This window comes from Pseudomonas sp. P39-UII1, from assembly GCF_039672635.1.
Taxonomy (GTDB): domain Bacteria; phylum Pseudomonadota; class Gammaproteobacteria; order Pseudomonadales; family Pseudomonadaceae; genus Aquipseudomonas.
Window position 1 is genome coordinate 1 of the sequence record NZ_JBDFPP010000002.1, and the last position, 22,247, is coordinate 22,247.

Consider the following 22,247-nt stretch of genomic DNA (forward strand, 5'->3'; position numbering starts at 1 on the left):
TAGGAGCGGCTCCGCTTCAAGACCTTCCCTCGATGATCAGTCGAGAACTTTCGCCTCTTGGGAGGCGAAAGTCGAGATACAAGGAGCGGCTTTAGCCGCGATGCGCCGCGCGGGCGGCGCTCGATCTAATAGACCCTGAGGACCTTGCGGCAGGCCTACACCCAATAACCCATCAGCAACAGCGCAGCAACACCCAACCCAACCGCAATCGAGCACCCACCCAGCGAAAGCGCCGCGCGCCCTTGGCGGTACCAGCCATCCTGGCCCAGCTCGCGTGCCGGTGCCAGCAGGCTGCGCCAGCGCAGCTCGGTGTCATGGAAGGCCTGCAGGTGGGTCGGGTCGGCATCGAGCCAGCGGCGGAAATCGATGCGCTCACAGGCGGTTGCGTCGGGGCTTTGCAGCCGTACATACCACTGGCCGGCAACACTGGCCAAGGCATCGCCAGCGGGGCGTGCCGTTTGCAGGGCCTGGTTCATGTTGCGCTCGATGCTCAATAAAGGCAGGCCGAGGCGGCTGGCAATAGTGGCGAAGTCCAGTTGGTCAAGGCGGTTGAGCAGGAATACTTGCTGAACACGGCGAGGCAGGCGTTTGAGCCCATGCAGCAAGGCATCCTCGGCTGCATTGCCGGTTGAAGGCTTAGGGTGCTCAAGGGGCAGCAGCAGGCGGCTCATGGTCAGCTCCTTGCTCGAGAGGGGAGGAAATGGGGGCATCGTCCGTGATGCGAAACCAGAGTAGGCGAAACGAGATTGATTCTCAAGTGCTGATTCCGCAAAGTTTTGTAATGAGCATTCACGCCCTGACACACTTTTGCTATCATCGCCGCCATCAACGATCTTCATTAGCCTGAAGAGCCAAAAAAAAGACCCGGCAAAAAGCCGGGTCAAAAACCGTGATTAGCCTGATGAGGAGATAATCTGAGAGCGACCTAAGCTCCAGGTTATCCAGCAGATCTCGCGATCAGCTGAGTGCAATAATAATCGTTATCATTTGCCAGTCAAATGATTTTTCTCTCGTTCGGTAAAAAACTTTTACCGGTGCGCTTCCTTGTCCCGGCATTCGGGGCCTCGGCCGTTCCAGGCCATCACGTCTCTCCCTAACGTTTTGTGCTTACAGCCCGGCCTGTGCGGCGCCCTTGTGCTCCAGCAGAGCCCTGGCCATGTCCATCATGTGCATCAACGCAAAGGTCAGTTCGCGTTGGCTGCCTTCCTGATGGCTGGCCGTTTCGTGGGCGGTGGCGGCGGCGCAGCGGAGCAGGGCGATGGCGTGCTCCTGGGCCTGTTCGCAGGTGACACCTTCGTGCAGGGTCCATATCCGGTTGTGCCCGCTGGGGCGGTTGGGGTTGGGGTTGAGGTAATAGTCGAGGGCGCGGCGGGCCGCTTCGCTGTCGAGTTCTGTTTCGTCGTTTTTCGGTGGTTTCATCCTGATACCTGCGCATGCCAATAGGGAAAAGGTCCTGGTTGATATTAATACCTGATGTATTTATGTGCTTGGAAAGAAATAATACTGAATGTTTATTGAGCGCAAGAAGGCAGTCCGTATCGTGCCAGCGATGAATATGGATAAATGGATTGCCCTCGTCCGTGACCGGATGGAGGAGCTCGATATCTCCCAGGAGCAGCTCGCCGAACGCGTTGGGGTTTCCCAGGGCAGCGTGGGCCATTGGGTGAACAAGCGGCGTCAGCCCAAGGTCGATTCGATGAACCGGGTGTTCGTCGAGCTGGGCATGCCGCACTATCATGTCAGCCTTCAATTGCGCGTGCTCGGCCAGCTGGGTGAGGACAGCGCCCGCTACGAGGTGGACGGCGCAGACGATGCGGTTGACCTGATGCAATACATCGTGTGTTTTCGTTACCCGGTGCTCGGCTGGGACCAGTTGGGTGCCAGCGAAGCAACGGAGCCGGCCGTTTACGAGCAGACCGAATACCTGGCGCAAGGCAAGGCGTTCTGGCTGACCGTGGAAAACGATGCCATGAGCACGGCCAGCGGCCGTAGCGTGCCACAGGGGATGCGCATTCTGGTTGACCCAGGGCTGGACGCAGAGCCTGGGCGGCTGGTGATTGCGCGCCAGCCTGGCAAGTCGGCGATTCTGCGTGAGCTGGCCGAGGAGGGCGGGGAGCGCTACCTGAAGGCGCTCAATAGCAGCTACCCGGCGTTGGTGTGTGAAGACGGGTGTGAGTTTCTGGGGGTGGTCGTGCGGGTGCACGGCACCTTCTAGATTGCCGGGGGCTGCTGTGCAGCCCATTCGCCGGCAAGCCGGCTCCCACAGGGATTGTGAGCGCCTCAAGCTTTTGTTCCAGGCCGTTGCCGCCAAATTCAAGGGCGGCGATCTACCTGTGGGAGCCGGCTTGCCGGCGAAAGGGCCGCAAAGCGGCCCCGGTTCACGTCATTCGGCCAATTCGACCAGTACCGTCCCTTCGCTGACCATGTCCCCTTCCTGGCAGAACAACGCCTTCACCGTCCCGCCATGGGGCGCGCGTATGCTGTGTTCCATCTTCATGGCTTCGAGCACCACCAGCGCGGCACCGGCTTCCACCACCTGGCCCGGCTCGACCAGCACGCGCACGATGCTGCCGTTCATCGGGGCACCCAGGCCGCCCTGGTGGCTGTGGCCGGCCTCGGCTTCGGCGATCGGGTCGAACGCCTCGATGGCGTGCATTTCGCCGTCCCAGCGCAGAAACAGCGTGCCACCCCGGCGCACCGCCAGGTAACGCCGGCGCACGCCACCATCGTCATGGCCCAGGCGGTCGCCGTCCAGCTGCCAGTTCGAGGCGGCGTAGTGCTCCAGGGCAACCGGCTGGCTTTCACCACCACTGCGCAAGTGCAGGCTGCTGCGCGCCGGCAGGCCCAAGCGCAAGCCAGAGCGCTGGGCCCATGGCGAGCGGCTGTCGTCGTCACGCTGCTGCGCGGCCTGGCCCTGTAACCAGGCCTCACCTGCGGCTTGCCAGAAGCCTGCGGGCAACGGTTGCGGCGCCGGCAGCAGTACCTCCTGGTGACGCGGGATAAAGCCTGTGTCCAGCTCGGCTGCTGCGAAGGCCGGGTGGGCGAGAATGCGCCGCAGGAAGGCGATATTGGTCTTCAGGCCGCCGATGGCGAATTCGTCGAGCATCGCCAGCAAGCGCAGGCGCGCCTGTTCGCGGTTTTCGCCCCAGGCGATCAGCTTGCCGAGCATCGGGTCGTAGAACGGCGACACCTCGTCACCTTCGCTGACCCCGCTGTCCACTCGGCGGCCGTCGCCGGGCGCCGACTCGCGGTACAGCGCCAGGGTGCCCGTGGCCGGCAGAAATTCGTTGGCCGGGTCTTCGGCATACAGGCGCACCTCGATGGCATGGCCGATCAGCGGCACCTGCGCCTGGCTGATCGGCAGTGGCTCGCCGCAGGCCACCCGAATCTGCCAGGCCACGAGGTCCAGGCCGGTAATGGCTTCGGTGACCGGGTGCTCCACCTGCAGGCGGGTGTTCATCTCCATGAAGAAGAACTCGCCGCGGGCGTCGAGTAAAAATTCCACGGTGCCGGCGCCGACATAGCCGATGGCCTGGGCGGCGCGCACTGCCGCCTGGCCCATGGCCTGGCGTTGTTCGGCTGAAAGCCCGGGCGCAGGTGCTTCCTCCACCACCTTTTGATGCCGACGCTGGATCGAGCAGTCACGTTCGTTGAGGTACAGGCAGTTGCCGTGCTGGTCGGCGAACACCTGGATTTCCACGTGACGTGGCTTGAGCACGTATTTTTCCACCAGCATGCGCGCATCGCCGAACGACGACTGCGCCTCGCGCTGGGCCGAGGCGAGGGCGTCGGCCAGCTGGCTTTCGTCCTCGACCACTTTCATGCCCTTGCCACCGCCACCGGCGCTGGCCTTGAGCAGCACCGGGTAGCCAATGCGCTCGGCGGCGCCGCGGAAGGTTTCCAGGTCCTGGGCGTCGCCGTGGTAACCCGGCACCAGCGGTACGCCGGCGGCTTCCATCAGCGCCTTGGCTGCCGATTTGCTACCCATGGCGTCGATGGCGCTGGCCGGTGGCCCGAGGAAGATCAGGCCGGCGTCCTCGATGGCGCGGGCAAAGCCTGCGTTTTCGGAAAGAAAGCCATAACCCGGGTGGATGGCCTGGGCGCCGCTGGCCTTGGCGGCGGCGAGCAGTTTGTCGACCACCAGGTAACTGTCGGCGGCCTTGCTGCCGCCCAGGTCGACACGAATGTCCGCTTCACGGCTGTGGCGCGCATCACGGTCGGTGGCGCTGTGCACGGCTACGGTGGTCAGGCCCATGGCTTTGGCTGTACGCATCACCCGGCAGGCGATTTCACCGCGGTTGGCGACCAGCAGGGTGGTCAGTGTGGGGCGGCTCATGGGCGCGGCTCCTTCTTGTGTACGGTTTGCCAGGCGGGTTGGCGCTTTTCAAGGAAGGCGCGCAGGCCCTCCTGGCCTTCGGCGCTGACGCGAATGCGGGCGATGGTGTTTTCGCAGTAGCGGCGCAATGCCGGGCTGAGCTCACCGTCGTCGACTTCGCGCAGCAGGTCTTTGGTGGCGCGCAGCGCTTGCGGGCTGTTCTGCAGCAGGTTGTCGACCCAGGCCTGAACCTGCGCCTCCAGTTCGGCGGCCGGGTACACCTCGGCCAGCAACCCCAGTTCACGGGCACGTACGCCGCTGAAGCGCTCTGCTGTGAGGGCGTAGCGGCGCGCGGCCCGCTCACCTATGGCCTTGACCACGAACGGGCTGATCACCGCCGGGGCCAGGCCAATGCGAACCTCCGACAGGCACAGCTGTGCGTCCTCGGCGCCGATGGCCATGTCGCAGCAGCTGATCAGCCCCAGCGCGCCGCCAAAGGCCGCACCTTGCACCACGGCCAGGGTCGGCGCCTTGAGCCGGTGCAGGGCGTACATCAGCTCGCCCAGCTCTCGGGCGTCGTCCAGGTTGGTGTTGAAGTCCAGCTGCGCCGATTGCTGCATCCAGGCCAGGTCGGCGCCGGCACTGAAATGCCGGCCACGGCCGCGCAGCAGCAGAAACCGCAGGCTCGCGTCGTCGGCCAGTTGATCGAGGGCGACGATCAGCTCGCGGATCATCAGGGCGTTAAAGGCGTTGTTCTTGTCCTCGCGGCTCAGCCACAGGGTGGCGAAGCCGCGCGGGTCGCGGGTCACTTCTAGGGTGCTGAAATCGCTCATGGTCACATCCGGAAAATGCCGAAGCGGCTCTGTTCGATCGGCGCGTTCAACGCGGCGGACAACGCCAGGCCCAGCACGTCACGGGTTTGCGCCGGGTCGATGACACCGTCGTCCCACAGCCGGGCGCTGGAGTAATAAGGGTGGCCCTGGCGCTCGTACTGGTCGAGGATCGGCTGCTTGAGCCGCGCTTCATCCTCGGCGCTGAAGGCCTGGCCGCTGCGTTCGCTCTGCTCGCGCTTGACCTGCGCCAGCACCCCGGCCGCCTGTTCGGCACCCATCACGCCAATCCGCGCGTTGGGCCACATCCACAAGAAGCGCGGGTCGTAGGCACGGCCGCACATGCCATAGTTGCCGGCACCAAAGCTGCCGCCGATGATCACCGTGAATTTCGGCACCTGGGCGCACGCCACGGCGGTGACCAGCTTGGCGCCGTGCTTGGCGATGCCGCCTTCTTCGTACTTTTTGCCGACCATGAAGCCGGTGATGTTCTGCAGGAACAGCAGCGGGATGCCACGCTGGCAGGCCAGTTCGATGAAGTGCGCGCCTTTTTGCGCGGCTTCGGCGAAGAGGATGCCGTTGTTGGCCAGGATCGCCACCGGGTAGCCGTGCAGGTGGGCGAAGCCGCACACCAGCGTGATACCGAACAGCGCCTTGAACTCATCGAACACCGAGCCGTCGACCAGCCGCGCGATCACCTCGCGTACATCGAAGGGTTGCTTGGCGTCGGCCGGCACCACGCCGTACAGCTCCTCGGCGCCATACAGCGGCGCCACCGGGGCCTGGCACTGCAGCTTGCCCAGCTTGTGCCAGTTGAGGTTGGCCACACTGCGCCGGGCCAGGGCCAGGGCATGCTCGTCGTTGTCGGCATAATGGTCGGCCACGCCGCTGGTGCGGCAGTGCACATCGGCGCCGCCGAGGTCTTCGGCGCTCACCACCTCACCGGTGGCGGCTTTCACCAGCGGTGGGCCGGCCAGGAAGATGGTCGCCTGCTGGCGCACCATGATCGCTTCGTCGGCCATGGCTGGCACATAGGCGCCGCCTGCGGTGCACGAACCCATGACCACGGCGATCTGCGGGATGCCCAGCGCGCTCATGTTGGCCTGGTTGAAGAAGATCCGCCCGAAGTGCTCGCGGTCGGGGAACACTTCGTCCTGGCGTGGCAGGTTGGCGCCGCCGGAGTCCACCAGGTAAATGCACGGCAGGCGGTTCTGCAGGGCGATGGTCTGCGCGCGCAGGTGTTTCTTCACCGTCAGCGGGTAGTACGAGCCGCCTTTGACCGTGGCGTCGTTGGCCACGATCATGCATTCCACGCCTTCGACGCGGCCGATGCCAGCAATCACCCCAGCAGCAGGCACGTCTTCGCCGTACACCTCATGGGCGGCCAGCTGGCCGATTTCGAGGAAGGGTGAGCCAGGGTCGAGCAGGCGGTCGATGCGTTCACGCGGCAGCAGTTTGCCGCGCGAGGTGTGCCGCTCCTGGGCCTTCGGCCCGCCGCCCTGCGCAATGTGGCCGAGCAGGCCGCGCAGGGCCTGGACCTGTTCGAGCATGGCCGCGCTGTTGCCGGCGAACTCTGCCGAACGCGGGTTGATCTGGGTGTGCAAGGTAGCCATGTGCGCCCGTCCCTTGTGCTCAGCGGGTTTCGTTGAACAGTTCGCGGCCAATCAGCATCCGGCGGATTTCGCTGGTGCCGGCGCCGATTTCGTACAGCTTGGCGTCGCGCAGCAGGCGGCCAGCCGGGAACTCGTTGATGTAGCCGTTGCCGCCAAGAATCTGGATCGCTTCCAGGGCCATTTGCGTGGCGCGTTCGGCGGTGTACAGGATCACCCCGGCGGCGTCCTTGCGGGTGGTCTCGCCACGGTCGCAGGCCTGTGCCACGGCGTACAGGTAGGCACGGCTGGCGTTGAGCTGGGTGTACATGTCGGCGATCTTGCCCTGGATCAGCTGGAACTCGCCGATGCTCTGGCCGAACTGCTTGCGGTCGTGAATGTAGGGCACCACCAGGTCCATGCAGCTTTGCATGATGCCGGTGGGGCCGCCGGAGAGCACCACGCGCTCGTAGTCCAGGCCGCTCATCAGCACGCGCACGCCACCGTTGAGTTGGCCGAGGATGTTTTCTTCCGGCACTTCGACGTCATCGAAGAACAGCTCGCAGGTGTTGGAGCCACGCATGCCCAGCTTGTCGAACTTGTTGCTGCGGCTGAAGCCTTTCCAGTCGCGCTCGACGATGAATGCGCTAATGCCGTGCGCGGCCTTTTCCAGGTCGGTCTTGGCGTAGATCACGTAGGTGTTGGCGTCGGGGCCGTTGGTGATCCAGGTCTTGCTGCCGTTGAGCACGTAGCGGTCGCCGCGCTTTTCGGCGCGCAGCTTCATCGACACCACGTCGGAGCCGGCATTGGGCTCGCTCATGGCCAGGGCGCCGATGTGCTCGCCGCTGATCAGCTTGGGCAGGTATTTGAGCTTCTGCGCGTGGCTACCGTTGCGGTTGATCTGGTTGACGCACAGGTTGGAATGCGCGCCGTAGGAGAGGGCTACCGACGCCGAAGCGCGGCTGATCTCTTCCATCGACACCACGTGGGCCAGGTAGCCCAGGCCCGCACCGCCGTATTCTTCCGGCACGGTGATACCCAGCAGGCCCATGTCGCCAAACTTGCGCCACATGTCGGCGGGGAACAGGTTGTCATGGTCGATCTGCGCGGCGCGCGGCGCCAGTTCGGCGGCGACGAAGGTGCGCACCTGGTCACGGAGCATGTCGATGGTTTCGCCCAGGGCGAAGTTCAGGGAGGGGTAATGCATGTGGGCACCTTCTTGTTCTTGAAATTGGCTAACACCGTAGCTCAAAGGCTCACCACCCACCCCTGTGGGAGCGGGGTCGAGCGCCAAGAGCGGTATCGTTTTCACCTTTACGTTAACGTAAGCCTGTCCTGAATCGCTGTCAATCACCTCATCACCTTTACGTAAACGTAAATCTGCGCCAGAGTATTCCCGCTTGCTTCAGTCGTGCCCAGAACAACCACAAGAAGGGACACCCATGAGTCAACCTAGCTATACCCGCGGTCGCCAGGACCAAGCCTTGCTGACCCAGACCATCGGCCAGGCCTTCGATGCCACGGTGGCCCGCTGTGCCAATGGCGAGGCGCTGGTGTCGCGCCACCAGGGCCTGCGCTACAGCTGGCGGCAGTTGGCCGAACAGGTTGAAGTGCATGCCCGCGCGCTTATGGCCCTGGGCGTGAACACCGGCGACCGTGTCGGCATCTGGTCGCCCAACTGCGCCCAGTGGTGCATTTTGCAGCTGGCCAGTGCCAAGGTCGGCGCCATCCTGGTCAACATCAACCCGGCCTATCGCGTGGGTGAGCTGGAATACGTGTTGCGTCAGTCAGGGTGCCGCTGGCTGGTGTGCGCCGATGCCTTCAAGACATCTGACTACCACGCCATGATCCAGGAACTGGTGCCAGAATTGGCCTGCGCTACGCCAGGTGAACTGGTTAGTGAGCGCCTGCCGGACTTGCGCGGCGTGATCAGCCTGGCCGTCAACCCGCCTGCCGGCTTCCTGCCCTGGCACGCATTGGCCGAGCGGGCAGGGCAGACCTCGACCGATGCCTGCACTGCCCGCCAGCAAAGCCTGCAATTCGACCAGCCGGTGAACATCCAGTACACCTCCGGCACCACCGGGGCGCCCAAGGGGGCCACGCTCAGCCACTACAACATTCTCAATAATGGCTTCATGGTCGGCGAAAGCCTGGGCCTGACCGCACATGACCGCATGGTGATCCCGGTGCCGCTGTACCACTACTTCGGCATGGTCATGGCCAACCTCGGCTGCATCACCCACGCCAGCACCATGATTTACCCCAACGACGCCTTCGACGCCGAGCTCACCCTGCGCGCCGTGGCCGAGGAGCGTGCCAGCATCCTGTACGGCGTGCCGACCATGTTCATTGCAATGCTCGACCACCCGGCCCGCCAAGGCATGGACCTGTCGACCCTGCGCAGCGGCATCATGGCCGGTGCCACCTGCCCGATCGAGGTGATGCGCCGGGTCATCGACCAGATGCACATGGCTGAAGTACAGATCGCCTATGGCATGACCGAAACCAGCCCGGTGTCGCTGCAGACCGGCCCGGACGACGACCTGGAGCTGCGCGTGACCACCGTTGGCCGCACCCAGCCGCAGCTGGAAAACAAACTGGTGGACGCGGACGGCTGCATCGTCGCGCGCGGTGAGATTGGCGAGCTTTGCACCCGCGGCTACAGCGTTATGCTCGGTTATTGGAACAACCCGCAGGCCACGGCGGATGCCATCGACCCGGCTGGCTGGATGCACTCGGGCGACCTGGCGGTGATGGACGAGCACGGCCATGTGCGCATCGTCGGGCGCAACAAGGACATGATCATTCGCGGTGGGGAGAACATCTACCCGCGTGAACTGGAGGAATTCTTCTACACGCATCCGGCTGTGGCCGATGCGCAGGTGATCGGGGTGCCGTGCAGCAAATATGGTGAGGAGGTGGTGGCCTGGATCAAGCTGCACCCGGGGCACAGCGCCACGGCCGATGAGCTGCACGGCTGGTGCAAGGCGCGCATCGCGCATTACAAAGTGCCGCGGCATTTTCGCTTCGTCGAGGAGTTCCCGATGACGGTGACCGGGAAGGTGCAGAAGTTCAGGATGAGGGAGATCAGTGTGGCGGAGCTGGCCATTGAAACGGTCGGTTGATGCATTGAACCTGCCGGCCCTTCGCGGGCAAGCCCGCTCCTACACGTACACCGTAGGCCTGTAGGAGCGGGCTTGCCCGCGAAGGGCCGTCAGCCTGACCAACTGATTCTGGTACTGGCAGAACTACCAGTTGCCTCGTCTATCCTTACACCTTCACCGGTGGCTCATCACTCGGCGGGTCACCCACCGTCGGCGGCACCGTCGGCTTGATCGGCAGCTCGTCCGGGTCTTCTTCCGGCACGGGCGGCGGCAGGCTGGGGTCGTCGATGTTGGGATCGGGGGTCTCCGGTGGAATGGGAATGTTCATGGCCTCACCTCGCGGGTTGGTAAATGAGAGAGTGGTGCAGGCTTTGATACGTGGCTGCGCCGTTCGCTCAATTTTTTTGAACCCCCCGTGCAGACGATGGCTCTGAACCCTTACCGCCAATGCCACCAGGGAGCCAGGACCGATGTCGCGTAACGAGCCCTTCGAAAGCGTACCGATGGCGAACGATCACCCCGACCAGGCCATCAGCCTGGCCCAGGCGCTGCTGGCGCCGCGCATCGTGATCGAAGACTGCAGCCCCGTGCTCGACGGCGGCACCTTCGCCGCCAAGGCCATCAGCGGCCAGCCGGTCGCGGTCAGCTGCAAGGTCTACAGCGACGGCCATGACCGCCTCGCCGTGATGCTCAATTGGCGCCAGGCCAACAGCCGGCGCTGGCATTGCGTGCCGATGCAGTCGCCCGGCAATGACCTGTGGCTGGCCGAATTCACCCCGACCGAGCTGGGCCCGCACCTGTTCAGCATCGAGGCCTGGATCGACCCGTTCGCCACCTATTGCCATGACCTGGAGCGCAAGTACCACGCGGGCGTGGAGGTGAAGCTGGAGCTGGAAGAAGGCCGCTTGCTCCTGGGCAAGGGCGCAGAACGTAGCGAAGGTGCCTTGCGCGAACAGATCGTGGGGTTGCAGGCGCAGCTGCCCGAGCTTTCCCAGGATGACCAGGTGGCATTGCTGCTGGGCCCTGAAGCAAGCCGGCTGATGAGCGAAGCCGAGCACCGCAGTTACCTTACGCGCAGCATCGAATTCCCCCTCGACGTCGACCGCCCGGCCGCGCAGTTTGCCAGTTGGTACGAGCTGTTCCCGCGCTCGATCACTGACAGTGCCGAGCGCCATGGCACCTTCAATGATGTGCACGCGCGCCTGCCGATGATCCGCGACATGGGCTTTGACGTGCTGTACTTCCCGCCCATTCACCCGATCGGTAAAAAGCACCGCAAGGGCCGTAACAATGCCTTGCAGGCCGAGCCCAACGACCCGGGCAGCCCCTATGCCATTGGCAGCCCCGAAGGCGGCCACGATGCCATTCACCCGGAACTGGGCACCCGTGAAGACTTCCGTCGCCTGGTGGCAGCCGCCGCTGAACACGGCCTGGAGATCGCCTTGGATTTCGCCATCCAATGCTCTCAGGACCACCCTTGGCTGCAAGAGCACCCCGGCTGGTTCAGCTGGCGCCCCGACGGCACCATCCGCTATGCCGAGAACCCACCGAAAAAATACCAGGACATCGTCAACGTCGATTTCTACGCCGCCGAGGCCGTGCCTTCGTTGTGGCTGGCCCTGCGCGATGTGGTGGTGGGCTGGGTCGAGGAGGGCGTGAAGACCTTCCGCGTCGACAACCCGCACACCAAGCCGCTGCCGTTCTGGCAATGGCTGATCGCCAATGTGCGCAGCCAGTACCCCGATGTGCTGTTTCTCGCCGAGGCGTTCACCAAGCCTGCGATGATGGCGCGCCTGGGCAAGGTCGGCTATGCGCAGAGCTACACCTACTTCACCTGGCGCAACACCAAAAAGGAGCTGCGCGAGTATTTTGAAGAACTCAACCAGCCGCCGTGGAGCCAGTGCTACCGCCCCAATTTTTTCGTCAATACGCCAGACATCAACCCGTTCTTCCTGCACACCTCGGGGCGCGCGGGCTTTCTGATCCGCGCCGCGTTGGCGACCATGGGTTCGGGGCTGTGGGGCATGTATTCGGGCTTTGAGCTTTGCGAGAGCGCGCCGTTGCCGGGCAAAGAGGAATACCTGGATTCGGAGAAATACCAAATCCGCCCGCGCGACTTCACCCAACCCGGCAATATCATCGCCGAGATCGCCCAGCTCAACCGTATTCGCCGGCAGAACCGCGCCCTGCAAACGCACCTTGGCGTGGCGTTTTTCAACTGCTGGAACGACAACATCCTGTACTTCGCCAAGCGCACCCCCGAGCGCGACAATTACATCCTGGTGGCGATCAGCCTCGACCCGCACAACGCCCAGGAGGCCAATTTCGAGCTGCCGCTGTGGGAGCTGGGCCTGGATGACGATGCCGATACCCTGGGCGAAGACTTGATGAACGGCCACCGCTGGACCTGGCACGGCAAGACCCAATGGATGCGCATCGAGCCCTGGCATCAGCCGTTTGGCATCTGGCGCATCGAGAAGGCCAGATAGCGGGCCGCTGCGGGCCCATTCGCGGGGCAAGCCCGCTCCCACAAGGCCAGCGCTGATCCTGTGGGAGCGGGCTTGCCCCGCGAATGGGGCGCACAGCGCCCCCAGCTAATCACACGGTGTTGCAGAATTGAAAGGAGTCACCCATGGCCAAGCGTTCACGCCCGGCAGCCTTCATCGACGACCCGCTGTGGTACAAGGACGCGGTGATCTACCAGCTGCACATCAAGTCGTTTTTCGATGCCAACAACGACGGCATCGGTGATTTCGCAGGCCTGATCAGCAAGCTCGACTACATCGCCGAACTGGGCGTCAACACCCTCTGGCTGCTGCCGTTCTACCCTTCGCCACGGCGCGACGACGGTTATGACATCGCCGAGTACAAAGCCGTGCACCCCGACTACGGCAGCATGGCCGACGCCCGGCGCTTCATCGCCGAAGCCCACAAGCGCGGCCTGCGGGTGATCACCGAACTGGTCATCAACCACACCTCCGACCAGCACCCGTGGTTCCAGCGTGCGCGCCTGGCCAAGCGCGGCAGCAAGGCCCGCGACTTCTACGTGTGGTCGGATGACGATCAGAAATACGACGGCACGCGGATCATCTTCCTCGACACCGAGAAGTCCAACTGGACCTGGGACCCGGTCGCCGGCCAGTACTTCTGGCACCGCTTCTACTCGCACCAGCCCGACCTCAATTTCGACAACCCTCAGGTACTCAAGGCCGTCATCGGGGTGATGCGCTTCTGGCTCGACCTGGGCGTCGACGGCTTGCGCCTGGATGCCATCCCCTACCTGATCGAGCGCGACGGCACCAACAACGAGAACCTCCCGGAAACCCACCGCGTGCTCAAGGCGATCCGCGCCGAGATCGACGCCAACTACCCCGACCGCATGTTGCTGGCCGAGGCCAATCAGTGGCCCGAGGACACCCGCCCGTACTTCGGCGAAGGCGATGGCGACGAGTGCCACATGGCCTTCCACTTCCCACTGATGCCGCGCATGTACATGGCCCTGGCCATGGAAGACCGCTTCCCGATCACCGACATCCTGCGCCAGACCCCGGAAATCCCTGCCAATTGCCAGTGGGCGATCTTCCTGCGCAACCACGATGAGTTGACCCTGGAAATGGTCACAGACCGCGAGCGCGACTACCTGTGGAACTACTACGCCGAGGACCGCCGTGCGCGTATCAACCTCGGCATCCGCCGCCGCCTGGCACCGCTGCTGCAGCGTGACCGGCGGCGTATCGAGCTGCTCACCAGCCTGCTGTTGTCGATGCCAGGCACGCCCACCCTGTACTACGGCGACGAACTGGGCATGGGCGACAATATTTACCTGGGTGACCGCGACGGTGTGCGCACCCCCATGCAGTGGTCGCCCGACCGCAACGGCGGCTTCTCCAAGGCCGACCCGCAGCGCCTGGTGCTGCCACCGATCATGGACCCGCTGTACGGCTACCAGACGGTCAACGTCGAGGCGCAGTCCCACGACCCGCATTCGCTGCTCAACTGGAACCGCCGCCTGCTGGCGGTGCGCAACCAGCAGAAGGCGTTTGGCCGCGGCACCCTGCGCACGCTCACGCCGAGCAACCGGCGCATCCTGGCGTACATCCGCGAATACACCGATGACGCTGGCAACAATGAAGTCATCCTGTGTGTTGCCAACGTCTCCCGCGCCGCCCAGGCGGCGGAACTGGAACTGTCGCAGTATGCCGACAAGGTGCCGGTCGAGATGCTCGGCGGCAGCGCCTTCCCACCCATCGGGCAGTTGCCGTTCCTGCTGACCTTGCCGCCCTATGCCTTCTACTGGTTCCTGCTGGCAGCGCACGACCGCATGCCCAGCTGGCACGTTCAACCTACCGAGGGGTTGCCGGAATTGACCACTTTAGTGCTGCGCAAACGCATGGAAGAGCTGCTTGAAGCGCCTTCCAGCGACATTCTGCAAGACGCGATCCTGCCGCAATACCTGCCCAAGCGCCGCTGGTTCGCCGGCAAGGAAGGGCCCATCGACCAGGTACGCCTGCGCTACGGCGTGCGCTTTGGCACGGCCACTACGCCCGTGCTGCTCAGCGAAATCGAGGTGCTTGGGGATGGCGTGGCCAACCAGTACCAGCTGCCGTTCGGGTTCCTCCCCGAAGAGCAGATCAACACCGCCTTGCCGCAGCAGCTGGCGCTGTCGCGGGTTCGCCGCGGCCGCCAGGTTGGCCTGATCACCGATGCCTTCGTGCTTGAGCCGTTCATTCGCGCCGTGTTGCGGGCCTGTCAGGAGGGCGTGCGATTGCCGTGCGGCAACGGCCAGGGCGAGTTGCGCTTCCAGTGCACCGATCAGCTCGCCGGCCTTGGGCTCGATGAGGACAGCGCAGTGCGCTACTTGAGCGCCGAGCAGTCCAACAGCTCAGTGGTGGTGGCTGATCGCGTGGTGCTCAAATTGATCCGCCGGGTCAACCCGGGTATTCACCCGGAACTGGAAATGAGCGCCTACCTGACCGCTGGCGGCTTTACCAACATATCGCCGTTGCTGGCCTGGGTCAGCCGTGTGGATGAAGCGGATGCCCCGCACCTGCTGATGATCGCCCAGGGCTACCTGAGCAACCAGGGCGATGCCTGGGCCTGGACCCAGAACACCCTGGAGCGGGCCATCCGCGACGAGATGGAGCCGGCCAGCAACGACCCTGAAGCGCACACCGACGCCCTGGCCGAGCTCAACGGTTTTGCCGCCTTGCTCGGGCAGCGCCTGGGCGAGATGCACCTGCTGCTGGCCGCGCCGAGCAAAGACCCTGCGTTCCAGCCACGGGCCAGCGATGGCGAAGACACCGAGCGCTGGGCGCGCCAGATCAGTGCCGAGCTCAACCATGCCCTCGACTTGCTGGCCCAGCATCGCGACAGCCTGGACAGCGACAGCCAGGCCTTGGTCGACGACCTGCAGCAGCAACGCGACGGCCTGACCCAGCACATCGCCAACCTCGCCAGCCAGGCCCAGGGCGGCCTGCTGATGCGCGTGCACGGCGACCTGCACCTGGGCCAGGTGCTGGTGGTGCAGGGCGATGCCTACCTTATCGATTTCGAGGGCGAACCCTCACGGCCGCTGGACGAGCGACGCGCAAAACACAGCCCATACAAGGATGTCAGCGGCGTGTTGCGTTCCTTCGACTATGCTGCTGCGATGATCCTGCGCAGCGCCTCGGCGGTAGACCTTTCCGAGGCAGCACGGCAGGCTCGTCAGCGGGTCGCCCGGCAGTACCTGCACCAGTCGCGTCATGCCTTCGTCGAAGCCTACGGCCTGGCCACCGCCGCCATGCCCCACGCCTGGCAACAGGCCGAGGGCGAGCGCGCCGCACTGGAACTGTTCTGCCTGGAGAAGGCCGCCTACGAAATCACGTATGAAGCCGAAAACCGGCCGAGTTGGCTGGCCGTGCCTTTGCATGGCCTGCATGGATTGATCAGTACCTGGGGAGAGTCATAGATGAATGCAACTACGCGTGACAACGGTGGCCTTCGGCAGCGGGAGCTCGATGCCCTTGCCCGCGCCGAGCACGCCGATCCTTTTGCAGTACTTGGCCCCCACGGCGATGGTGCGGGTGGCTTCTGGGTTCGCGCCTTCTTGCCGGCTGCCCTGAATGCGCGTGTGCTCGCCCGGCAAGACGGGCGTGTGCTGGCCGAAATGGAACAGGGCAGCCTGCCGGGCCTGTTTACCGCGCACCTGGATGATGCACAGCCGTACCTGCTGCAGATCGGCTGGGCCGGTGGCGAGCAGGTCACCGAAGACCCTTACAGCTTCGGCCCGCAACTGGGCGACATGGACTTGCACCTGTTTGCCGAAGGCAACCATCGCGACCTGTCTGGGCTTTTTGGCGCGCAGCCAACTCAGGTCGACGGGGTCGATGGCGTGTGCTTCTCGGTGTGGGCGCCGAATGCGCGGCGGGTGTCGGTGGTGGGCGACTTCAACAACTGGGACGGCCGCCGCCACCCGATGCGCCTGCGCCACGGCGCCGGGGTGTGGGAGCTGTTCATCCCCCGCCTGGCTGTGGGGGAAACCTACAAGTACGAGGTGCTGGGCAAGGACGGCATCCTGCCACTGAAGGCCGACCCGCTGGCCCGCGCCACCGAGTTGCCGCCCAGCACGGCGTCGAAGGTAGCGGGCGCATTGGGCCATCAATGGCAAGACCATGACTGGATGGAGCACCGCGCACAGCGTCACGCCTACAGCGCACCCTTGTCGATCTACGAGCTGCACCCGGGCTCATGGCAGTGCGAGCTGGACGACCTGGGCGAAGTGTCGCGTTTCTACAACTGGCGTGAGCTGGCCGAGCGCGTTGTGCCTTACGTGCAGCAGCTCAACTTCACCCACATCGAGCTGCTGCCGATCATGGAGCACCCCTTCGGCGGCTCCTGGGGTTACCAGCCGTTGTCGATGTTCGCGCCGACTTCACGCTATGGCACGCCGGAAGATTTCGCCGCGTTCATCGACGCCTGCCACCAGGGCGGCATCGGTGTGATCCTCGACTGGGTGCCAGCGCATTTCCCTACCGACGAACATGGCCTGGCACGCTTTGACGGCACGGCCCTGTACGAATACGACAACCCCCTGGAAGGCTTCCACCAGGACTGGAACACGCTGATCTACAACCTGGGCCGCAACGAGGTGCGCGGCTTCATGCTGGCCTCGGCGCTGCACTGGCTCAAGCACTTCCACATCGACGGCCTGCGCGTCGATGCCGTGGCTTCGATGCTGTACCGCGACTACTCGCGCAAGGCCGGCGAATGGGTGCCAAACCGCCACGGCGGGCGCGAGAACCTCGAGGCCATCGACTTCATCCGCCACCTCAACGGCGTGGCCGCGCACGAAGCACCGGGCGCGCTGATCATCGCCGAGGAATCCACGGCCTGGCCGGGCGTCAGCCAGCCGACCCAGCAGGGCGGCCTGGGCTTTGCCTACAAGTGGAACATGGGCTGGATGCACGACACCCTGCACTACATCCAGAACGACCCGGTGCACCGTGCCCACCACCACAACGAAATGAGCTTCGGCCTGATCTATGCGTATTCCGAGCATTTCATCCTGCCGATTTCCCACGACGAAGTGGTGCACGGCAAGCATTCGTTGATCGACAAGATGCCGGGTGACCGCTGGCAGAAGTTTGCCAACCTGCGCGCCTACCTGACGTTCATGTGGACGCACCCGGGCAAGAAATTGCTGTTCATGGGCTGCGAGTTCGGCCAGTGGCGTGAGTGGAACCATGATCACCAACTGGACTGGTACCTGCTGCAGTACCCCGAGCACCAAGGCGTGCAACGCCTGGTGGGCGACCTCAACCGCTTGTACCGCGACCTGCCGGCCTTGCACGAGCAGGACTGCCAGCCGCAGGGCTTCCAGTGGCTAATTGGCGATGATGCGCACAACAGCGTGTTTGCCTGGCTGCGCTGGAGCAGCAATGGCGAGCCGCTGCTGGTGGTGGCCAACTTCACGCCGGTGCCGCGTGAGGGGTATCGCATTGGTGTGCCGTTCGGTGAGCGTTGGCAGGAGTTGCTCAACAGTGATGCCGAGCTGTATGCCGGGTCGAACGTGGGCAACCTGGGTGCGGTGGAGAGTCATGACATTGCCAGCCATGGGCAACCGCTGTCGCTGGCTCTGAACCTGCCGCCGCTGGGGGTATTGGTGATGAAGCCGGCCTGATAAGTTGCCTGTACCGGCCCTATCGCGGGCAAGCCCGCTCCTACAGATACCCAGCTGCCCTCAGGCCCAATGGTTTACCTGTAGGAGCGGGCTTGCCCGCGATAGGGCCGTGCCTGTCTACCACCGCATCCGCACACCCAGGCTACCAATCAACCCATTCAAATCATTGTCATCCACATCACTGCTGTAATCGGCACTCACAAACAGCGCCACCGACGGCGTCACCCGCGCCACCAGGCCCAAGCCCAATTCCACCGTGGTTGAATACCGCGAGCCGGAAATCTTGTCGACCTGGTCCAGCTTCACCTCGTCAGCGTTGCTGAAGTCATACCAGACGTTGGTCCGCACATAGGGCTCGATCGGCATCCCTCGCACTTCGTAGCGTCCGGACAACTTGGCACCGACCCGGCCGCTCCAGGTCGGCTGGCTGTCGAACGCCTGCAGCGTCTCTTCCTGCACCTGATTGCCGGGGAAGAACTGTTGGTTGATCAACTGGGCCTGCGGCTCGATCACCCAGCTGCCACCCAGGCGGATCGGGTAACCACCCTCCACCGAGAAGGTCATCGCGTGGCCGCTGTTGTCCAGCCGTTGGCCGCTCTCGCCACGGCCCAGCACATCGATGCGCGAACCCATGGCCACGGCATCCAGGTGCCAACCCTGCTCATGGGTCATGCTCCAGTACACCCCCAGGCTCTCGCCGCTGAGGTTGACGGCATTGCGCTGCTTGTCGCCGAGCAACGGGCGGCTGCCATTCAAGCTGCTTTGCAGGTTGTTATGGCCGACGAAGATGCCTGCGCGGTGCACATTGCCGCCGCCGGTTTCGCGCACGAACAGGTCAGGGCCGATCATCAGTTGCTGACTGGGCGCTTCGAGCTGGTCGGGTGCTTGTGCCCCAGGCCGGGCGGTACCTGGGAAAAATTGCATCCATTGGCTGGCCATCAAGTCGGGTGCGGTCTGGCCATGGCGATCGCCCATCTTGTCGCTGAACGCGGCCAGCGTGCCCAGGCTCACGCCGCTCGCGCTGACCGGGTCGAGCGAAAGCTGCGGCATCGCCGGTTGCTGCAAGAACAGGGGCGAGCTGGGGTCATCCTGCAGTTCGAAGGCGAAGGTTTCCACCGGGGTTGCCAGAAGCATCGACGTGGAAACCGCGTAGAAAATACGGTCGAAGCGCAACGGATTCGAGGCTCTTTTCATGGCGGATCTCCTGTGTTTTTTTGTTGTACAGCCCAAGTAACTGGCCTGTCGTCACGAGCTGTACGGCAAAAACAGTGGGCGACCAGAACCGGCACGCCAGCTTTCGCAAGCGCGCACGAAGGCGCGGGCTAGAGGCCCGGCGCTACGTTTTACTGCTAGTGATAATGTTCAGCTAAGAGGAGGGAGGGGCTTGCGTCAAGAAAGCGTGAACGGACCGTTCATGGCGTGTCCCGTGAGCTATCTTGTTGATTACCTGTGCAATTGACTCAGGTATAGCGAGCTTCGCTATTTCCCCCGCGGTGGCTATGCCGAATCATTGCAAAGACGGGCCCCATCAGGCAGTGGCGAATGGTCGCAAAGGTGCGTCCAAGGTTGCATCAAAGGTGCGGCGCGAGCAGGCCGTAGTGGCGCACGAACGCTTCGTGCGGGTCGCGCGGCAAACCCAACGTGCGTTTGCCGCGCCGCTTCCAGTCTGTGAATTTACCGGCAAGGGTTACCGGTGAATTCCCGGATCACTCTTCCTCGCGCTGCAGCACCATCAACAGGAACGAACGCCCCTTGACCTCGAAGGTGGTATCGAACTGCAGATGCTGCCCTTTGCGCAGTTCAGGCCGGTCGGTATCCACCAGGCAGCTCCAGTAATCCCCCTCCGGCACCGCCGGCAACAGGAACGGCACCACATCGTGGTGGGCGTTGACGATCAGCAGCACCGTGGCCTCCGACCCCGGCCGTGCAATCCCGCTCACCTGCGCTCGCCCATCGATCAGCATGCCCAGGCAGCGCCCGTGCGGATCCTCCCACTGCTCCACGCTCATCTCGTTGCCATCCGGCGCCAGCCAGGTGACATCCTTGACCCCGATCGCTTCGTTGTAGTCGCCGACCAGGAAGCGTGATCGACGCAGCACCGGGTAGGCCAGGCGCAACCGGGTCAGGCGTTTGACGAAGGCCAGCAGGTCCTTGCCGTCCTCGTCCAGGTCCCAGTTGACCCAACCGATTTCACTGTCCTGGCAATAGGCATTGTTGTTGCCATGCTGGGTACGGCTGAACTCGTCGCCGGCGACAATCATCGGCGTGCCTTGGGCCAGCAGCAGGGTTGCGAAGTAGTTGCGCATCTGGCGCATGCGCAGGGCGTTGATTTCGGGGTCGTCGGTGGGGCCTTCGGCGCCGCAGTTCCACGACAGGTTATTGTCGGTGCCGTCCTGGTTGTTCTCGTCGTTGTCTTCGTTGTGCTTGTTGTTGTAGGACACCAGGTCGCGCAGGGTGAACCCATCGTGGGCGGTGATGAAGTTGACGGAAGAGTAGGGCCGCCGGCCGCGGTTGTTGAACATGTCGCCCGAGGCGGTCAGGCGTGCGGCGAAGTCGGCCAGCTGGCCTTCGTCGCCTTTCCAGAACGCGCGCGCGGTGTCGCGGAAGCGGTCGTTCCACTCCGCCCAGCCGGGGGCGAAATTGCCTACCTGGTAGCCGCCGGGGCCGCAATCCCAGGGTTCTGCGATCAGCTTGACCTGGCTGAGCATCGGGTCCTGGCGGCAGGCGACGAGGAAGCCGTGGCGCTCGCTGTAACCGTCGTGGTAACGGCCGAGGATGGTCGCCAGGTCAAAGCGGAAGCCGTCCACGTGCATCTCGCCGGCCCAGTAGCGCAGCGAGTCGGTGACCAGCTGCAGCACGCACGGGTGGCTGAGGTCGAGGGTGTTGCCGGTGCCGGAATCGTTGATGTAGTAGCGCTTGTCGTCGGGCATCAGCCGGTAGTATGAGGCGTTGTCGATGCCGCGCATGGACAGCGTCGGGCCGCGCTCGTTGCCTTCGGCGGTGTGGTTGTAGACCACATCGAGAATCACCTCCAGGCCCGCGTCATGCAGGTGCGCGACCATCTCCTTGAACTCGGCGATCTTGCCGCTGGCGAGGTAACGCGGGTGCGGCGCGAAGAAGGCGATGCTGTTGTAGCCCCAGTAGTTGTTCAGGCCTTTATCGAGCAGGTGCTGGTCATTGACGAAGGCATGGATCGGCAGCAGTTCGATGCTCGATACGCCCAGGTCCTTGATGTGCTTGAGCAGCTCGTCGTTGGCAAGGCCGGCGAAGGTGCCGCGCAGCTCTTCCGGTACTGCCGGGTGGCGCATGCTGATGCCGCGGGCGTGCGCTTCGTAGATGATGGTGCGCTCCCATGGGATCTGCACGCGCTGGTCGCGGCCCCAGGTGAACGCCGGGTCGATGACTTTGCACTTGGGCACGAAGGGCGCGCTGTCGCGCTCGTCGAACGACAGGTCGCCGTCGGGGTGGCCGATGGTGTAGCCGAACAGCGCCTCCGACCATTTCAGGTTGCCGACCAGTTGTTTGGCGTAGGGGTCGATGAGCAATTTGTTGGGGTTGAAGCGGTGGCCGTTCTCTGGCTCGTAGGGGCCGTAGACGCGGTAGCCATACACCAGACCCGGATGAGCGTCGGGCAGGTAACCGTGGTAGATCTCGTCGGTGTATTCGGGCAGCTCGATGCGCTCTAGTTCCTGCTCGCCCGTGGAGTCGAACAAGCACAGCTCGACCTTGGTGGCGTTGGCCGAGAACAAGGCGAAGTTGACCCCCAGGCCGTCCCAGGTGGCGCCGAGCGGAAACGGCATGCCCTCGCGCAGGCGGGATGGGGCGATGGAGCGGGTTTTCTTAGGGGTGCGGGGGCTCATGGCAGTCCTCGGATAGCCGTAGGGAAGAGGTTAGCGGTGGGTCAGGGGTGGCCTCATCGCGGGCAAGCCCGCTCCCTGTAGGAGCGGGCTTGCCCGCGAAGAGGCCGGAACAGGCTCAGCCCGCAGTCGGCTTTTTCACCGCCCGGGGCTTCTTGGCTACAGCCGGCTTGACCCCCGGCAACGCTGCCGCCTTGGGCTCTGCAGGCGCCTTGGGCTTGGCCGCTGCCTTTTTGCGTGGCGCTGCCTTGGGCGCAAGCGCTTCGGCCTCGGCCAGCTTGCGGGCCATGTCCCAGTGGCGCTCCTCCTCACCCTCTGGTTTGCCTTCAGATTCCCAGATCTGGTAGGCAAATTCGCGGATACGTTTTTCATCGACACTCATCATGACGCT

The 22,247-nt window shown here is 64.0% G+C and carries 15 protein-coding genes and 1 pseudogene; 5 read left to right on the forward strand and 11 right to left on the reverse strand.

The window, feature by feature from the left end:
* Window positions 1-155 precede the first annotated feature (155 nt).
* Together ABEH27_RS02620 and ABEH27_RS02625 are read right to left on the reverse strand one after the other, a co-directional pair.
* A complete protein-coding gene (locus ABEH27_RS02620; protein WP_346612073.1) occupies window positions 156-671 on the reverse strand; it encodes a DUF4880 domain-containing protein in 516 nt (171 codons plus the stop codon).
* A 436-nt stretch (window positions 672-1,107) separates the two neighbouring features.
* Entirely contained in the window at window positions 1,108-1,419 is a 312-nt protein-coding gene (locus ABEH27_RS02625; RefSeq protein WP_346612074.1) for a hypothetical protein, read from the reverse strand.
* A gap of 88 nt (window positions 1,420-1,507) precedes the next feature.
* Between ABEH27_RS02625 and ABEH27_RS02630 the strand changes: the two genes are divergently transcribed.
* On the forward strand, window positions 1,508-2,215 hold the full coding sequence (locus tag ABEH27_RS02630; protein WP_346612075.1) for a S24 family peptidase: 708 nt from the start codon (window positions 1,508-1,510) through the stop codon (window positions 2,213-2,215).
* A gap of 168 nt (window positions 2,216-2,383) precedes the next feature.
* On the opposite strand, the gene ABEH27_RS02635 is transcribed toward ABEH27_RS02630, so the two are convergent.
* Genes ABEH27_RS02635 through ABEH27_RS02650 form a run of 4 tightly spaced genes read right to left on the reverse strand, consistent with a single transcriptional unit; the run spans window position 2,384 to window position 7,941 of the window.
* A complete protein-coding gene (locus ABEH27_RS02635) occupies window positions 2,384-4,336 on the reverse strand; it encodes an acetyl/propionyl/methylcrotonyl-CoA carboxylase subunit alpha (RefSeq protein WP_346612076.1) in 1,953 nt (650 codons plus the stop codon).
* Window positions 4,333-5,148 carry a gamma-carboxygeranoyl-CoA hydratase gene (locus ABEH27_RS02640; RefSeq protein ID WP_346612077.1) on the reverse strand — a complete coding sequence of 272 codons (816 nt, stop codon included), beginning with the start codon at window positions 5,146-5,148 and terminating at the stop codon, window positions 4,333-4,335. The genes ABEH27_RS02635 and ABEH27_RS02640 overlap by 4 nt, the downstream gene beginning before the upstream one ends.
* 2 nt (window positions 5,149-5,150) lie before the next feature.
* Entirely contained in the window at window positions 5,151-6,758 is a 1,608-nt protein-coding gene (locus ABEH27_RS02645) for a carboxyl transferase domain-containing protein (RefSeq protein ID WP_346612078.1), read from the reverse strand.
* Window positions 6,759-6,777: 19 nt separating this feature from the next.
* On the reverse strand, window positions 6,778-7,941 hold the full coding sequence (locus ABEH27_RS02650) for an isovaleryl-CoA dehydrogenase (RefSeq protein ID WP_346612079.1): 1,164 nt from the start codon (window positions 7,939-7,941) through the stop codon (window positions 6,778-6,780).
* Between the two features lie 235 nt (window positions 7,942-8,176).
* On the opposite strand from ABEH27_RS02650, the gene ABEH27_RS02655 reads away from it, so the two are divergent.
* A complete protein-coding gene (locus tag ABEH27_RS02655) occupies window positions 8,177-9,859 on the forward strand; it encodes an AMP-binding protein (protein WP_346612080.1) in 1,683 nt (560 codons plus the stop codon).
* A gap of 145 nt (window positions 9,860-10,004) precedes the next feature.
* On the opposite strand, the gene ABEH27_RS02660 is transcribed toward ABEH27_RS02655, so the two are convergent.
* On the reverse strand, window positions 10,005-10,166 hold the full coding sequence (locus ABEH27_RS02660; protein WP_008089933.1) for a hypothetical protein: 162 nt from the start codon (window positions 10,164-10,166) through the stop codon (window positions 10,005-10,007).
* 142 nt (window positions 10,167-10,308) lie between these two features.
* Here ABEH27_RS02660 and ABEH27_RS02665 point away from each other — a divergent pair, with 142 nt between their 5' ends.
* From ABEH27_RS02665 to glgB, 3 genes are all read left to right on the forward strand, one after another.
* Window positions 10,309-12,327 (forward strand): alpha-1,4-glucan--maltose-1-phosphate maltosyltransferase, encoded by a 2,019-nt coding sequence (locus ABEH27_RS02665; protein ID WP_346612081.1) that lies wholly within the window; start codon window positions 10,309-10,311, stop codon window positions 12,325-12,327.
* Window positions 12,328-12,470: 143 nt separating this feature from the next.
* On the forward strand, window positions 12,471-15,788 hold the full coding sequence (gene treS / locus ABEH27_RS02670) for a maltose alpha-D-glucosyltransferase (protein WP_346612082.1): 3,318 nt from the start codon (window positions 12,471-12,473) through the stop codon (window positions 15,786-15,788).
* The gene (gene glgB, locus ABEH27_RS02675) at window positions 15,789-17,999 is read left to right on the forward strand and encodes a 1,4-alpha-glucan branching protein GlgB (RefSeq protein ID WP_346612083.1); all 2,211 of its coding nucleotides are present in this window, start codon (window positions 15,789-15,791) and stop codon (window positions 17,997-17,999) included.
* Window positions 18,000-18,116: 117 nt separating this feature from the next.
* On the opposite strand, the gene ABEH27_RS02680 is transcribed toward glgB, so the two are convergent.
* The 4 genes and pseudogenes from ABEH27_RS02680 to ABEH27_RS02695 form a co-directional block, all read right to left on the reverse strand.
* Window positions 18,117-19,193: an autotransporter outer membrane beta-barrel domain-containing protein gene (locus ABEH27_RS02680; protein ID WP_346612084.1), complete on the reverse strand. Its 1,077-nt coding sequence runs from the start codon at window positions 19,191-19,193 to the stop codon at window positions 18,117-18,119.
* A 389-nt stretch (window positions 19,194-19,582) separates the two neighbouring features.
* Window positions 19,583-19,699, reverse strand: a pseudogene (locus tag ABEH27_RS02685) (EEP domain-containing protein); the annotation flags it as partial.
* Window positions 19,700-19,705: 6 nt separating this feature from the next.
* Window positions 19,706-21,859 (reverse strand): glycogen debranching protein GlgX, encoded by a 2,154-nt coding sequence (gene glgX, locus ABEH27_RS02690; protein ID WP_346612085.1) that lies wholly within the window; start codon window positions 21,857-21,859, stop codon window positions 19,706-19,708.
* Between the two features lie 115 nt (window positions 21,860-21,974).
* The gene (locus tag ABEH27_RS02695; RefSeq protein WP_346612086.1) at window positions 21,975-22,241 is read right to left on the reverse strand and encodes a DUF2934 domain-containing protein; all 267 of its coding nucleotides are present in this window, start codon (window positions 22,239-22,241) and stop codon (window positions 21,975-21,977) included.
* Between the last annotated feature and the right edge of the window lie 6 nt (window positions 22,242-22,247).